14 protein-coding genes are annotated in these 12,977 nt (G+C 63.9%); 4 read left to right on the top strand and 10 right to left on the bottom strand.

The genetic code is table 11. The annotated features are described in order from the left end of the window. Positions 1-9: 9 nt before the first annotated feature. The 10 genes from ACFPN9_RS15405 to ACFPN9_RS15360 all read right to left on the bottom strand — a co-directional run bounded on the left by ACFPN9_RS15405 (position 10) and on the right by ACFPN9_RS15360 (position 7,518). The gene (locus ACFPN9_RS15405) at positions 10-813 is read right to left on the bottom strand and encodes a metallophosphoesterase (RefSeq protein WP_377817233.1); all 804 of its coding nucleotides are present in this window, start codon (positions 811-813) and stop codon (positions 10-12) included. Further along, complete coding sequence (locus ACFPN9_RS15400; RefSeq protein WP_067993553.1) at positions 810-1,373, bottom strand: hypothetical protein; 564 nt, start codon at positions 1,371-1,373, stop codon at positions 810-812. Before ACFPN9_RS15400 ends, ACFPN9_RS15405 begins: the two co-directional genes overlap by 4 nt. Positions 1,374-1,789: 416 nt before the next feature. After that, positions 1,790-2,482 (bottom strand): Panacea domain-containing protein, encoded by a 693-nt coding sequence (locus ACFPN9_RS15395; protein WP_067993550.1) that lies wholly within the window; start codon positions 2,480-2,482, stop codon positions 1,790-1,792. 286 nt (positions 2,483-2,768) lie between these two features. Then, a complete protein-coding gene (locus ACFPN9_RS15390) occupies positions 2,769-3,629 on the bottom strand; it encodes a DUF6036 family nucleotidyltransferase (protein WP_377817232.1) in 861 nt (286 codons plus the stop codon). Positions 3,630-3,633: 4 nt separating this feature from the next. Continuing rightward, positions 3,634-4,044, bottom strand: coding sequence for a hypothetical protein (locus tag ACFPN9_RS15385; protein WP_377817231.1), 411 nt, complete (start codon positions 4,042-4,044; stop codon positions 3,634-3,636). Positions 4,045-4,315: 271 nt separating this feature from the next. Further along, positions 4,316-4,753 carry a hypothetical protein gene (locus ACFPN9_RS15380; RefSeq protein ID WP_067993548.1) on the bottom strand — a complete coding sequence of 146 codons (438 nt, stop codon included), beginning with the start codon at positions 4,751-4,753 and terminating at the stop codon, positions 4,316-4,318. Further along, a complete protein-coding gene (locus tag ACFPN9_RS15375) occupies positions 4,731-5,378 on the bottom strand; it encodes a hypothetical protein (RefSeq protein WP_067993545.1) in 648 nt (215 codons plus the stop codon). The genes ACFPN9_RS15380 and ACFPN9_RS15375 overlap by 23 nt, the downstream gene beginning before the upstream one ends. Before the next feature lie 155 nt (positions 5,379-5,533). Next, positions 5,534-5,671 carry a PDDEXK family nuclease gene (locus tag ACFPN9_RS15370; protein ID WP_377817230.1) on the bottom strand — a complete coding sequence of 46 codons (138 nt, stop codon included), beginning with the start codon at positions 5,669-5,671 and terminating at the stop codon, positions 5,534-5,536. A gap of 56 nt (positions 5,672-5,727) precedes the next feature. Beyond that, positions 5,728-6,900: a hypothetical protein gene (locus ACFPN9_RS15365; RefSeq protein ID WP_377817229.1), complete on the bottom strand. Its 1,173-nt coding sequence runs from the start codon at positions 6,898-6,900 to the stop codon at positions 5,728-5,730. 111 nt (positions 6,901-7,011) lie between these two features. After that, positions 7,012-7,518 (bottom strand): hypothetical protein, encoded by a 507-nt coding sequence (locus ACFPN9_RS15360; RefSeq protein ID WP_377817228.1) that lies wholly within the window; start codon positions 7,516-7,518, stop codon positions 7,012-7,014. A gap of 920 nt (positions 7,519-8,438) precedes the next feature. Here ACFPN9_RS15360 and ACFPN9_RS15355 point away from each other — a divergent pair. From ACFPN9_RS15355 to ACFPN9_RS15340, 4 genes are all read left to right on the top strand, one after another. Next, complete coding sequence (locus ACFPN9_RS15355; RefSeq protein WP_377817227.1) at positions 8,439-9,206, top strand: hypothetical protein; 768 nt, start codon at positions 8,439-8,441, stop codon at positions 9,204-9,206. Between the two features lie 143 nt (positions 9,207-9,349). Next, the gene (locus ACFPN9_RS15350) at positions 9,350-10,792 is read left to right on the top strand and encodes a hypothetical protein (RefSeq protein ID WP_377817226.1); all 1,443 of its coding nucleotides are present in this window, start codon (positions 9,350-9,352) and stop codon (positions 10,790-10,792) included. Positions 10,793-11,305: 513 nt separating this feature from the next. Further along, a complete protein-coding gene (locus tag ACFPN9_RS15345; RefSeq protein WP_377817225.1) occupies positions 11,306-11,713 on the top strand; it encodes a hypothetical protein in 408 nt (135 codons plus the stop codon). Beyond that, positions 11,710-12,900, top strand: a complete 1,191-nt coding sequence (locus ACFPN9_RS15340; protein ID WP_377817224.1) for a hypothetical protein — start codon at positions 11,710-11,712, stop codon at positions 12,898-12,900. Before ACFPN9_RS15345 ends, ACFPN9_RS15340 begins: the two co-directional genes overlap by 4 nt. The last annotated feature ends 77 nt before the right edge of the window (positions 12,901-12,977 follow it).

Raw genomic sequence — 12,977 nt, 5'->3', positions numbered from 1 at the left:
GTCATGGTCTCAGATCTCGATGACGAGGGCTGGGTTGAAGGCCCGGTTCTCGCTCTTTCGGAACAGCCCGTCGCGGGATCGCGACGGCCCATACCCCTTGGGGTTCGAGACGACCCGTGTCGCGCCGATTCGGTAGTCGTTCGAGTTGTGGACGTGCCCATGCACCCACAGGTCGGGTTGGCGCGAGAGGAGGGTTGGCTCCAGGTCGGAGGCGTAGGCCGGATTTCCGTCGTCGTCCTTGTAGGTCGCGGCGACGGATCGCGCGCTGGGCGCGTGGTGGGTGACGACGACCGTCGGCCCGTCGAAGGGCTTCGCCAGGGTCTTTTCGATGAAGGTCCGGTGCCGCTGATGCAGCACCATGGCGTCTCCCGGCATGAAGGCCGCCGTCTCGCCGCTTGGCCGGCGTAGGCCGATGAGGTCGTGGTCCTTCATGGTCTCTGATGCGATCCGCGCTGATCCGATCGGATCGCCGTCGAGCGCGTAGTCGGTCCAGAGCGTGGCGCCTGCGAACCGGACGCCGTTGATGACGACGGACGATCCCTGCAGGAGGTGGACGTTGGTTCCCAAGGCGACCCAGTGGCCGGCTTGCTCGGCCTGGCCAATCTCGTCTTCCCAGTACTCGTGGTTGCCGGGCACGTAGATGGCCGGCCTGCCGCCGAGGACGGGATACGTCGCCAGCATGGCGACGCCCAGCGCGATCGAGCCTGCGAGGTCGCCGGCGACGACGGTGACGTCATAGTCGGGCCAGCGCCGGCGCAGCGACCATCGCGGCTTCAGCTCGAGGTGGAGGTCTGATAAGACCAGCAACCTCATGCCGGCATCAGGTCGCTGTGCTCGATCGCCTCGGCGCCCGTGAGCTCCCGGTAGAATCCCGACCGCACGCAGGCCGAGAAGATGTCGCGGTTGATCTCGCTGACGCGCGGCTCCCGGTCGGAGAGGTGCGCGAGGGACATCGGGTAGGCGACCTCGATGGGTCCGGGGATGGCGTGGCCGGTGGCGGTCTTGATGACCATGTACGGAGCCTGGAGGATCCAGTCGTCGGCGTTGATCGTCCCGATCGCGGCCAGGCCCATGCCGGGCTCGTCGACGCCGAAGGTCAGGTGCCCGCGCTCGAGCCAGTGCATCGGCTTGGCTTGCGTCAGCAGCGCCGCGAAGAGCGTGGCCTTGACCTTGGCCTGGGTCAGCTTCGCGGCCGAGGCCCGGCCAAGCGTTGTCTCACCGAGGGCGGTGTAGACGACCCGGCCGGCGTCGTCGGCGATCTGCGTGAAGATCGCCTGACCGCCCACGGTCCCCTGGAACGCCGTCGTGGCGACGTAGGCGACCGACTTCACCACCAGGCGCGCGGGCCCCGCGCGCTTGATCGTCTTTAACATTTTGTCTCTTCCTCAGGGGTTCGGATTCAGACCGCCGTCCGAATACCTGTCCTGTGGTGTTTCCCTGAGACTTGCGATGATGAGGGCTACCCGTTCGCGTGGGACCCTGCGGGGCGGAGTTTGCTCGAACATCTCGATGATGCGATTGCGCAGGTCGTCTGAGATGGGCCCCTGTCGCGGGCGCTCGCCAGCGAGACGGGCGGAAACGTCTGCAATCGAGGAAGCAGTCCCGATCGAGCACGCCATGGTCGTCGGCCCTGAGTGGCAGTTGGCCGTCCTGGCGGTCGTTTCGCTTCGTGTTGATCCAGAGGAAGAGATTCTTCCCGGCGCAGACGCAGATCGTGAGTTTGTCCTTGGGAGGCTTCGCGATGGTCGCGAAGATCACGTAGACATGGCCCGTGACCAATTCGGCCGCTTCAGAGCAGGCCATATCGGCTGAAGTCGCGCATCTCTTGGAGCACCTCGTCTCGGTGCGGGAGGTCGATGCGGACCATGTCTGCCGGATCCATCGGACCATTGGGCATGGCCCTCTGGTATGCTGGATTCTGGTGCGTCAGCATGGACAGCTCGTCGAAGTCCCGTCCGCGGCAGAAGGCGATCGCATTGTCGAGGCATTCCTCGTCGGACGGCGAAAGCTTTTCTCGGTTCGCTGGCCGTCTCGCGAAGATCTGCTTGTAGCGAGGGCCTTGGCGGATTTCGATCGCCTCGAAGATCGCCTCTGGCGCGCCAAAGGCGTCGAGCTGGCCCTTGATCAGCGCGTACGTCGCTGAGGGCACAGGCCCATTCGGCATGGCGATGAACGTGTCGCCCGTAATGGGTCGTCCGTAGGCATTGATGTGCTCCTCGTCGGCGACGAAGAGCACTTTCGAGGCGTAGAACGGCGTGATCCCCGGCCAGCGCTCGGCGACGTAGGTGAGCACCTCGACGCCTTTTCGCTCATCGAAGCGGAAGTGGATGGGATCGGTTCGCATGGCCCGATCATATCGCATCGCGATGGGATTGAAAGAGTCCCATACCGCTAGCGCGAGCGCTTTGACGCGCGAGGTCAGAGCGACGTTTGGGTTCACGCGCCCGCTCGTTCGATGGCTGCCAAAGATCGCGTTCAGCATTTTTCGTCTTCATTGTAGGGGTTGGGACTTGGTCCTTCATTCGTCGCGGGCCCGCGAATCCATCCTAGGAGCCTCAAGACGGCCGCCCTCAGCGTCGGGTCTTGGGCTCCGGCTCAGCCAGCCCCTGAGCCTCGTGTGGGGCGAGGATCGCGATGACCGGGGCCATGACCGGTCGATTTCGGTGAAGTTACCCGAGGCCTGTTCGGAGCGGGAGGTACTTTCCGTCTACGGGGATCGCGAACTGGGCCGAGATGACTTTGGCCTTCAGGAGAAACGCTACGTTTTATCAGTCCGTGATGTCTCTTCTAATGCGTAGCTCGATCCATCCCTTGGTCGAAGTGCTCCGATCCGGTCCTTTTCCCGGACGTCCATTGGCCTCCCAAAGCTCCACTCCTGCGAAGTCGCGCAAGCGCCATTCCTTGATCGCAAGGTCTCTTGATAACGCCGGATAAGTGAGGAGAGCGCTTTGCCTTTCCGCATCAGTCGGGTCGTCGCGATCTCCCCATTGGACTCTGACGAAGCCGTCATCTTGTCCTGGACCGATCTTGGATATGGCAAGGATCTCGTGAACTCTTGCTGCCTTTCCGGGTCGGCCGGTGAAGCGCTCGATGTCGTCGAGGCGACGCTCCAGCTCGCAGCGTGGTATGTCGCTTGTGAAGGCCTCAGGCAGGTTGTCGATGCGACTGTGCATGGTGGCGGCGTCTACCAGCATGTGTCGGGCACCGGCAGCGAGCCAAATCTTGTCTTTGTCCCTCCAAGCAATCATTTTCGCGATTGCGATGTCGTTGAGGTCAGGGACGATGGCCGCCACGCCAGGGCATCCAGAGCTGGTGTATTCTACCGTACGGGAGAGCCAATCGGATGGCATCCTGCTTGTTTTTGGGCTGACGCCGTCGACGTGGCATTGATTTGCATCTGCGAATGCTGTGCCATCGCCGAGGAAAGCCGAAAGATCTTCTGACACCCCTTCGATATCCTCGGCGTCTGGCGCGTAGATGTCGATTTCGTTCGTTTGCAGCATGTCTGCGGGGATGTTCTTGCCACGACCAAGAACTGCGGCCGAGCCCACAAGAACGAATCGATTCTGCTTGGAGCGATGCGCCGCTGCCTTCAAGAGGCGGTCTAGCTTCGCTCGATTCATGGCCATGGCGTCAGCCGTCGGATCCGTAGACAACGAGGCCTCTAGCCTCTTGTCGGCGGCGTTCGGCGATGCAGGCGGTGATCTCGGCTTCGTCGAGCACAATGCCCGGAGGCATCGTGTCGCGCGCCAACTCGCCAGCGTCATTCAAGGCGGTGATGCGCTGCATGATGGTCTCGGGGCCCTGCGCAAGGATATCATCCCAGACACGGATGGTGAGCGCATTGCGCGGATCTTTGCGCCACGCATCGAGGTGGCGTCTCAGGTGTGAGAGCGTCTTTGGGTCGCTGCAGATGCGGTGCGCCGCGATGTTGGCCTTGAGCCACGACAAGTGCTTGTCGCGGTCCCAGAACCGCATCGGCGTCTGCGCCAGGGACGGAAATGCGAACGCGCTTCCCACGGCTGTCTCTTCGATGGCGCTCACGGCTTCCTCCTTTCTTGAGCTTTGTATCACGATCGAGTTGAGCGATCATCCCAGGGGTTCGTCGGCGTTCTTATAATTTCCGGCTGGCCAGCGAATCAACGTCAGGGGCCTGAAGACTGCTCCGCGTGCCGTCCGACCCTTGCCTCCGGCGCAGCCGCCTTCTGAGCCTCCTGTGGGGCGAGGATCGCCATGACCGGGGCTGTGGCCTCGGTTTATTTCTGTGAAGTCGCTCGGGATCGCGTCGACGCGCCCACGTGAATCTCGCGCTCGATCATGGATTTGGCTTTTCAAGCTCTCGCCAGTCGATGCCGGTCCGCTGTTGCTCGTGGGCATACCAACGCTCGTCATGAGGCATTCGGAGGCGGCGTAGCGGTTCCGCGTCAACGAAGAGCATACGGCGACGGAACGCCATTGGGCTTTCTGCGATCATGAACGGCTTCTCGGCGTCGACGCCTTCAGGGAACCAAGGTTTCCTGAGGAAGCGCCGTTTGCGCTCGGTCCAGCGCGGCGGTTTTCCGACCCGCCAGCGTCGTGCGAGATGCTCGCCCGCGGCGCCGATAAGCGCGTCGGCGACCTCGTCGTCAAGGTAGGCTGGCTCCTCGGCTATTCGTGCCATGCGGCTGACGGGATCGGGGTCCGTGTAGAATGCGTCGAGGAATTCGTTGAACGCGACATTTAGCTCTTGTTCACCGGCCAGAACCCGGCGCACGACTTCCTTGAGCGTTCCAGGTCTTGGCATCGGAATCATGGGATCTGCTGTCCTTTTCCGCTTTGATGGCGTCTTCGATTTTGGCTTTGATCCGCTCGCCTGTTCCGACCGCCGATGGGAAGAAATGCTTCACGAGGTCCATCATCTTGGTTTTGTCCCGAATCTTCGTGATCCGCATGAGACCGATAATGTCCTTTCGGTCGCTTTCGTCTTTATGCGGTTCTGTTCGTCCGGAGATGATGAGTTTCATCGCCAGGATGTATTCAGGCGTTGGCAGAAGGACGCGTAGACCTGGCACGCCGTGATCTCGAGGATACTCGTTGAAGAGCGTAAGCTTCGCCGTCGGGCCTATGCGCCCAGTGACCATGTGCGCAATTGATTGGTTCAGCCAGTCATCTGGTAGACCCCTTTTCCGACTGATGACCTGCACGGCCTGATCGATGAATGGCGCTTCCTTCAAGAATGCTGAGTCGACGTCCCTGGTTACACCGCGGATGTCGGTCGCGAGCATGATGGATGCTCCGCCGTAGACGGCGATCTCACATATCAGGCCATTGTCCCTAGCCATCTGGCCGAGATCGTCGAAAGCGTGTTCGAGGATATCAGCATTCAGTTCTGTGGGCATGATGGCTTATAATCCACTCTTTGCGGGGGTTTGCTCTCATGATGATCCCTGAGCAGCATGATTGAGCAAGGTGTTTTCGCGTTTTTGGGGTCGGCGAGGGCGCCAACCATAACCAGGATGTTGGGGAGGTGTCCTGGGAAGTCCGGTTTTCCATCTTAGAACCGGAAGCCCTTGGCGTGCAGCCAGCGGTGCACCTTGAGCTCTGGCTCGGTGTCGCGGCGCTTGTTCGCCTGCATGACCTTTCTGGTCGTGGGCGAGACGATCGGACGTGCATCGGAGAGGGTCGTGGTCATGGCCCAAGATGTGGCGGTGCCGGCTGGGCGCCGCCACCCGATATCTGGATTAGAGGCTATGCGTCGTCGTGTGTGCGGCGCGGGTCCTTGAAGGCGTCGAGCGCGCTCTTGATCCTGTCGAGGGTCCGCGGCGCGCCTTTCGTCCTCTGGCTGGTCGGATCTGCGGCGCTCTGGACCCTTGTCGCCAAGATGGCGTCCACCAGGGGCGCCAGGCCCTGCGAGACCGCGGTGGCGATGAGGCCCGGCAGTTCGGCGGCGCCGATGGGTGCCTCGATGTCCCTCACGACGATCTCACTGCTACCGCTGGTCGGCGCGAGGGGTGAAACTGGAGCGTCGATCTCCTTTGGTGGATCGACTGGCGGTTGCCGTGAGGCGAGTTGGCGCGTCGTCGCGGCGGTCGCCGCCGCAGCGTAGACGGGCTTCCCGTCGTCGAGATGGGAGACGATTCGAGCGAGGTCGATCCGGACGGGCGGCAGCCATTCATACGGAGAGACCGGCCGGCCGTTCTGGTCGTGCGTCCTATGGACGTAGCCATGCGCGTCGATGGCGTAGCCGAGGCGGGCCTGCGCGATCGCGATCGCGTTGGACCTCTGGATCGGGTCGCCGCAGAGGTCGGCCAGGGTCCCATCGAGGTAGGCCTTGTAGATCGCGCCGAGGCGGGCCCTGACCGACGTCGGCACCCCGCGGGCTTCCAACAGGTCGAGCAGTAAGCCGGTCTGCGGCACGTTCAGGAGTCGATCTGTGGACGCGCCCTTGCGCCGGCCAGCAGCCGCCTTGGGCACCTTGTGGATTTGACCGTGCGCTTCGAACTTCGCGACGTTCGTCGCGATGAGGTCGCCGACGGCGGCTTCGGTCCATCCCGCCAGCATGGCGAGGTCGGCATCGGTGAAGTGGACCCTCGTGCCGACGACGTGAAGCGTGACGCCGTCGTCGGTCCTGGCCGTGGGTGGGACGTCCCGCGCCTCCATGGCCAAGCCGTCCTTGATCGCGAAGCGTTGCGCCCACTCATTGACCTCGGTCACCGGCCCCAGTCCCTTCGACAGGTCGAAGGGCAGGGCGTGTCTCGGCGGGCTTGCATGCGCGGTCTGAGTGTCGTGACGGGGCTCTGCGGCGACGAGCGCGTTGTCGCGGTACACGAGGCGACCTTCCCTGAGGTCCCTGATCAGGGTGACGATGCGCCGGCGGAACTCGACGGCCTTGGCCGACGACGACTTCATCAGCAGGATCATGAGTTGATCGCTGTTGAGCCAATATCCCTTGATGGGGTACTTGGCGTCGTTCCCTACGACGGCGAACAGTGCATGTGCGGCATGCACTGTTCCGTAGAGCTCCCGCAATTCCTATAGGGCCTCTGGCACCGGTCCCAGTCCCTTCGACAGGTCGAAGGGCAGGGCCAGGCTCGGATTGCCTTCTTGATTGTCCGTGAGGACGGCATGCTGGCGGTGGATGAGTCGTCCGTCACGGACCGCCTTGACCAGCTCGACGAGCGTCTTGCGGAACGCGACGCCCTTGGGCGTGCGGGACTGCATCGCCAGGATTATCATCTGGTCGGCGTTGAGCCAGTGGGCCTTGACGGGCCGCTTGGCGCCGTTTCCGACGAGGGCGAACATATCAATTACTACTTGAAGTGTTCCGTACGCCTCAAGCTCAGCCCGATTTTCCTCGATCGTCAGGGAGACCATGTTCTCCTGGCGCCCGATCTTCCTGGCGTACGACCGGTCGAGAAAGTGCTCGACGCCGTCGATCTTGGTCGCGACCATGCCGAGGCGCTCGTAGGTCTCATGGCCCTCGATGATGATGGTCGGCGGCGCCTTCTTCGCCGGCAGCTTCGTCTTGGCTTTGGTCACGACGCAACTCCTATAGGGCCCGAATCAGACCGTTTCACGGGCTGATCCTGCCTGTTTCCGGGGAACATCGTCAGAACGAGAGGGCTGGCGTGGTTACCGGGAACGGTCTAGGACGGCGGCTCGTGGCCGCCTCCGAGACGCTCTTCGAACGACCCGCAGCCGCCCGGGAGGGCGGCGCGATCCATGGTACATGGAGCGCGCGGGACGAGGCCGACCAGGCCGGTTTCGAGGAGCACACGAAGGCCGGCGAGAGCCCGGCCGGAGCCCGTCGGGAGACCCCTCGGAGAGCACGGAGACGAGCGGAAGCGAGGCTCAGCGAAGATGATCGGGAGAAGCGAGAGCGCCTCCCGTCAACTTTGCGGTATCGTGCCCTCTTTCTCCCTCCATGTGGGCCTGAAGCGTTGTAGCTCGTCCCCTTGTCAGGCCCAAAACGCTAACCCATTGAAAATGCACGTCGTAGTGCCTCTGCGAAGCCGCCTGAGATGGGTTTTGAGGGACCTTCCCACGGCTCGTTGTAGAGCCGACCTTGGCCGTTGTAGGCCCGTATGGCGAAGCCGAAAAACTGCCGTTTCAAGGTGATTTTGTTTTTGCGGAACGCCCATTTTCGAAATCACCTTGAAATCGGCAATCCGAGGTGATCTTTGGCGTTTTTCGACAGAGATTCCCTCGGATCGTGGTCATTGCAGGGAATCCTGCTGAGATCACGGGATTCCCCCGTGTCAAGCGGATTCCGGGGAATCTTGCGCATTGCGGGGAATCCGGGCGATTCCGGGGAATCCGCCCCACGTGAGGGAATCTTCATTCGAGGCCGTTTCGGCGTCCGGCCGGAGGTGGTATGACTCCCGACCGTGGTCCCGGCGCTTGAGTCGGGTCTCATTGGCGGCCTCCCGGGCCGCGCTTTAAGGGTCGGGAGTTGTGCCGTGTTCGCAGAGATGAGGGGCGTCGAGGAGGTCAAGCGCGCGCGTCGCGCCGCGGTCCGTTCGGTCGAGATGATCCGCGACGGCTCGCTTGCCGAGCAGGAGGTCGACTTCGCGCGGATGCTCTTCGGCGAGACCGCGGCCGAGGAGAAGCTGGCCGCCTTCGGCCTGCTCGACGATGGCGGGATCTTGGACAACCTGGTCCGTCGCGTCGAGACGATGATCCTGTTCGAGTACCAGCGCCATCGGCCGGTCGCGGCTTTGGCGGAGCAGATCGAGCAGAGGTTCATCGAGCTTCAGCGGGTTCGCGACGAGAAGGCGCAGCGTGGCGAGGTTGCCTTGCCAGCCGGGATGCCGAGGCACGCTCCGCGTCCCGAGCGGCGGGACGTGGCCGAGCGCAACGCGCGCACGAGCCGGTCTGCGAACGCGCGCCTTTTGGCGGTTCATCTTGCGCAGCGGGCGCTCTACGAGGGCCTGAACCTGGCCTTGGCCGAGCTGGTCCGGCGCCAGGCTGCCGGCGAGACGCCGCGGACGCTCAAGGACAGCGAGGAGATGCGCGCGTGCTTGGGCCATGGGCCTCTGGCGATGGGGCCCGATCATGTCGCGTCGGCCGAGGTGGCGATCAATCGCCTGCGCAAGGCGCACATGGCGGGTCATCCCGAGCGGGGCGAGGTTCCCTACCTCGTCATGGTCGGCTTGGCCGATGCGGCGCCTTCGCCTGATGATCCTGATCCCGAGTTGGCGAAGGCCGTGGGCATCGCGGCCGAGTGACGGCTTGGCGAATTGCGCTATGGTAGCGCAGTTCCGAGCGATCCCTGCCGGAAATCCCCTGTTTCCGCTATGTTCTGCACGTGAGTGCCGAATCAAGTTGCGGGAGCAGGGTCATGGTCAATACGAATGGCGGGCTGCCCGTCGTGGCGGAGCCGAGCGTTTTCCACAAGGACGGGCGGCGCCTGTTCATCATCGACGGCGAGCCACGGGTGGCTGATGAGGATCTGGCCAAGGATCTTCAGATGGCCAGGAAGCGTAGCATCCGATGGAATCTCATCGACGCGAACCGCGACGGCCTGATGATGCTCGGCTCGATCTTTCAGATCGATCCCCAGGCGCGTCAGTTGTTGCGTCACGATCCTGATGGGGTCGTGCAACCGCCTTTTGATAAGGCTGTTGCGGAGAGGCTCCTTGAGCTGCTGAAAATCGAAGGTCTGATCGACCCTTCGAAGCGTGGCGAGAAGCCCAAGATCAACTTCCTGAACGCCGAGCAGGCGAAGTTCCTGATCGTGATGTCAGGCATGCCCAAGGGGCGCGATCTCCTCGTCGACCTGATCAGGCTGGAGAAGGCTTGGCGGGACGGCACGCTTCAGCCGGCCGGTCCGGCCGTTCCGCCTCCGCCCGTCGCTTCCGCGGCGCTTCCTCCTCCGGCCCCGCCTCAGCGGGTGACGGGCATCTCGCACGATGGCGTCGTCTACGAACTGGAGGATGGCGTGCTCCACGTCATCGACGAGTCGCTTTATCGGACGGCGGGCTTTGACCCCCGCCGGATGAGGGCGCTTTTCAGCGACCTCTCCGGGGTCGGCCCCGTCCCGGTGTCGGCGTCGGTGGAGGGTGCGCTCCTCCTGTCGCTCCGGCACGTCGAGCTCGTGGTCGGCGTGATGCGGCGGGACTTCGGCTCGCCGCCGGGCGTCGGCGTGAACTCGATCGTCGCGACCTTGAGGGACCATGGGGCCGGCTATCTTCAAGTGGTGGCGGGGACGATCATCGACCCCGTCGGTCCCGACGGGGTCTCGCGCCAGTACGCGGCCGGCCGGGCCGGCGGGCCGAAGGTGTTGGCCAAGCCGCCGGTCCCGTTCCTGCGTGGCGACGATCGCCGGCTTCGGATCCGTTTCAGCGTGCTGGCGATGGCGTTCGGGATGTTCGAACGCTCGCTCGCCGAGGAGGTGCGCTTCCATCGCGCCGGTCTGCCGGGCGAGGTCTTCGAGCGTCTCGAGGTCCAGCACGGCGTCGACCTGGCCGCCTTCTACCTCGACGAGGTCCAGGCCAAGGTCCTTGGCGACCTTCTCGGCTTGGACGCCTCTGGCGTCGTCGATCGCCTCTTCGTTGATCAGGTCGAGCTCGAGGTCGACAACCATCGCAAGCGGATGGAGGATCTTGCGGAGCTGGAGGCCCGTGAGGACGGCGTCCTGTCGAATCCGACGATCACCCAGACGCTGGCTGATCTGAAGGAGAAGGTCCTGGCTCTGTCGTCCCTCCAGGACGACCTTCCCCGTTTGTCGTGCGCGATCGCCGAGATCGGCGGACGCGCCGTTCCGGAGGGCGGCTACTGGCGGCGCCTCGGGCGCGCCTTGTGGGGAAGGTGACGGCCCCATCGTGGGGCGATGCCTGGGAGGCGATGGCGTTGGGGTCGGTCCGTTGAGGATCGGCCCCTTTGCTTTTGGACGCCTTTGCCGGCGGGAGGGCTGTTCCGTCAACCCGCAGGCTGTGAAGCAGTTGACGGCTTGTGTCTGCCCTCCCCCTTATGGGCGCCTTCCCCTCTCATGCTCCCTTGATGACCTGGAGCCGTTGGGTGGCGCGGAGGCCCGGGAGGGCCGGCGCTCCTTTGTTCCGTCAGCGTCGGAGCACTCGTCGCTGCTTCCCTGAGGTCGGATCCCCTTCGCAAGGGAGGCGCGAGAAGGGCGGCGGAATGTGGGCGGCGGCGCCAACACGCCCCGCCACGTGGCATCCTGTCTGTGTCGGCACCATTTACTCTACATTGTAGAGGAAATGGTGGCCATCGATTCAGTTGAGGCTGTCTCCCGGCCGCAGCGTCTTCCAGGCGATGGTCTCGCAGCCCGTTGAGACCGGAGCTGGACTTCCGGATAGCAGAAGCGCGCGTGCCCCCCGTGGGCCGCGTTGGCCGGTGTCTGGCCGTCGGCGACGTGTTCACCTCTGGATTGACTGGCCATGTCGGCGGACGCGATGGTCTCGAAGTTGCTGTGACGGAGGAGCTGAGGGCCTTGGGCTGGGAGCCGACGGACGTCTGCGACGATGGGGCTTTTGGGATCGACCTTGCCATTGAGGATCCCCGAACGGGCCTGTTCGGCATCGGCATTGAATGCGACGCGCCACGCCATCCGCTCCTTGAGTGCGCCAGGGCCCGAGAAGTCTGGCGGCCGCAGGTCCTGCGCAGGTCGGTGCCAGTGCTGCACCGCGTTTCCTCGCACCGCTGGTTCCACGAGCCCGATGTCGAGCGCGCGCGCCTTCGGACGGCCGTCGCGCACGCCTTGGGAGAGCGAACATGAGCGGCCCCAAAGTCGTCAGGATCGTCACGCGCGAGGAGCACGAAGCAATCTGCAGGGGGATGCTGGCTCGTATCGACGCTGCGCTCGAGCAGTGGGCCGAGACAGGACGCCGCAATGATTGCCTAGACGCGCCGACAGTCGAGGCAGCCTGTCGGCGCCGTGACGCCCTGGCTGCGCTCGCCGCAGAGGGCAAATTCGCCGAGATGCAAGCGCAGGCTCCCGCAGAGGAATCGTTCCTGCGGTCGGACATGCGCTTCCGCCTTGAGAAGGCCGCAGCCGCCAAGGCTGCCGCGCGCACCCATGCCCGTCGACGTTGCGAAGCAGTCGAGACGTTGGGAAGGGCTGCTGCCGCCGCCGGCGTCGTCCTCTCAAATGAAGTGATGCGCGGCCTCGCTGATGGCGAAGAGGCCGCCCTTGCGGAGGGGTTCCGTGCGCTTGCCGCGAGCAGGCCGGCTTCCGGGCGAGCGAGCGCTCTGGCGGAGCAACTCAGCCGTGGTGAGGAAGCCCTGTCGTTCGCCAACTGGCTCGCCGCACAGCCGGCGGCTCCGACAGACCCCGATGTCGAGCGGATCGAAGCCCGGCTCGATGAACTGCTCGCGCTCGGCCATGTCAGAGACATCGCTTCCTTACGAACGAGGGTGAACGAAGCCATCGAAGCCCCATCACCCCGTCGGGGATTGATCCTCGACGGGTTGGAGGTCGAAACAGGGCGGGTGCTCGCTGAAGCCCGGAAAGCCGCCGACTTGAGAACTGCGCTGCGCGTTCTTCTGGCCGAGATGGCACAGGCAGGACTTCCGGTCGCCTCTTTCACAGTCTCCGAGGACGCTGCTGTCGTCAGCGAGGTCATTCAGGCGCGTCTCGCCACCGCTGAGGCCGTTTTGGCGAAGCATCGGGCCCACGAGGCTGCATCTGCGCGGCGCGCTGCGATCATGACCGGTCTCGCGGGCCTTGGCTACGAAGTCCGTGAAGGAATGACGACGACGTGTGTGGCGAATGGAAGTCTCGTCGTCGCCGATGCCACCCGCCCGGGGTATGGTGTGGAGGTGATCGGCACCAGTGACGGGCGGCAGTTCCAGATGCGCCCGGTGGCGTTCGACGCATCAGGCGATCCCGCGGATACCTCACGTGACAGAGACGCAGAGACAGTCTGGTGCGGCCAGGTGTCTGTGAAGCCGCCCCCTAATTGACCGGACACGCCCTCCCACTTCCGTAAGGGGTAGGAGTAATGTCGTGTCCATGACTGGTTCGATATCGAAGAGTGAGG

It is taken from the genome of Allobosea massiliensis (assembly GCF_042655245.1).
In the GTDB taxonomy this organism is placed as follows: Bacteria; Pseudomonadota; Alphaproteobacteria; order Rhizobiales; family Beijerinckiaceae; genus Allobosea; species Allobosea massiliensis.
Note: the sequence above shows the minus strand (reverse complement) of the source record. Positions and strands in the feature narration are given on the sequence as shown.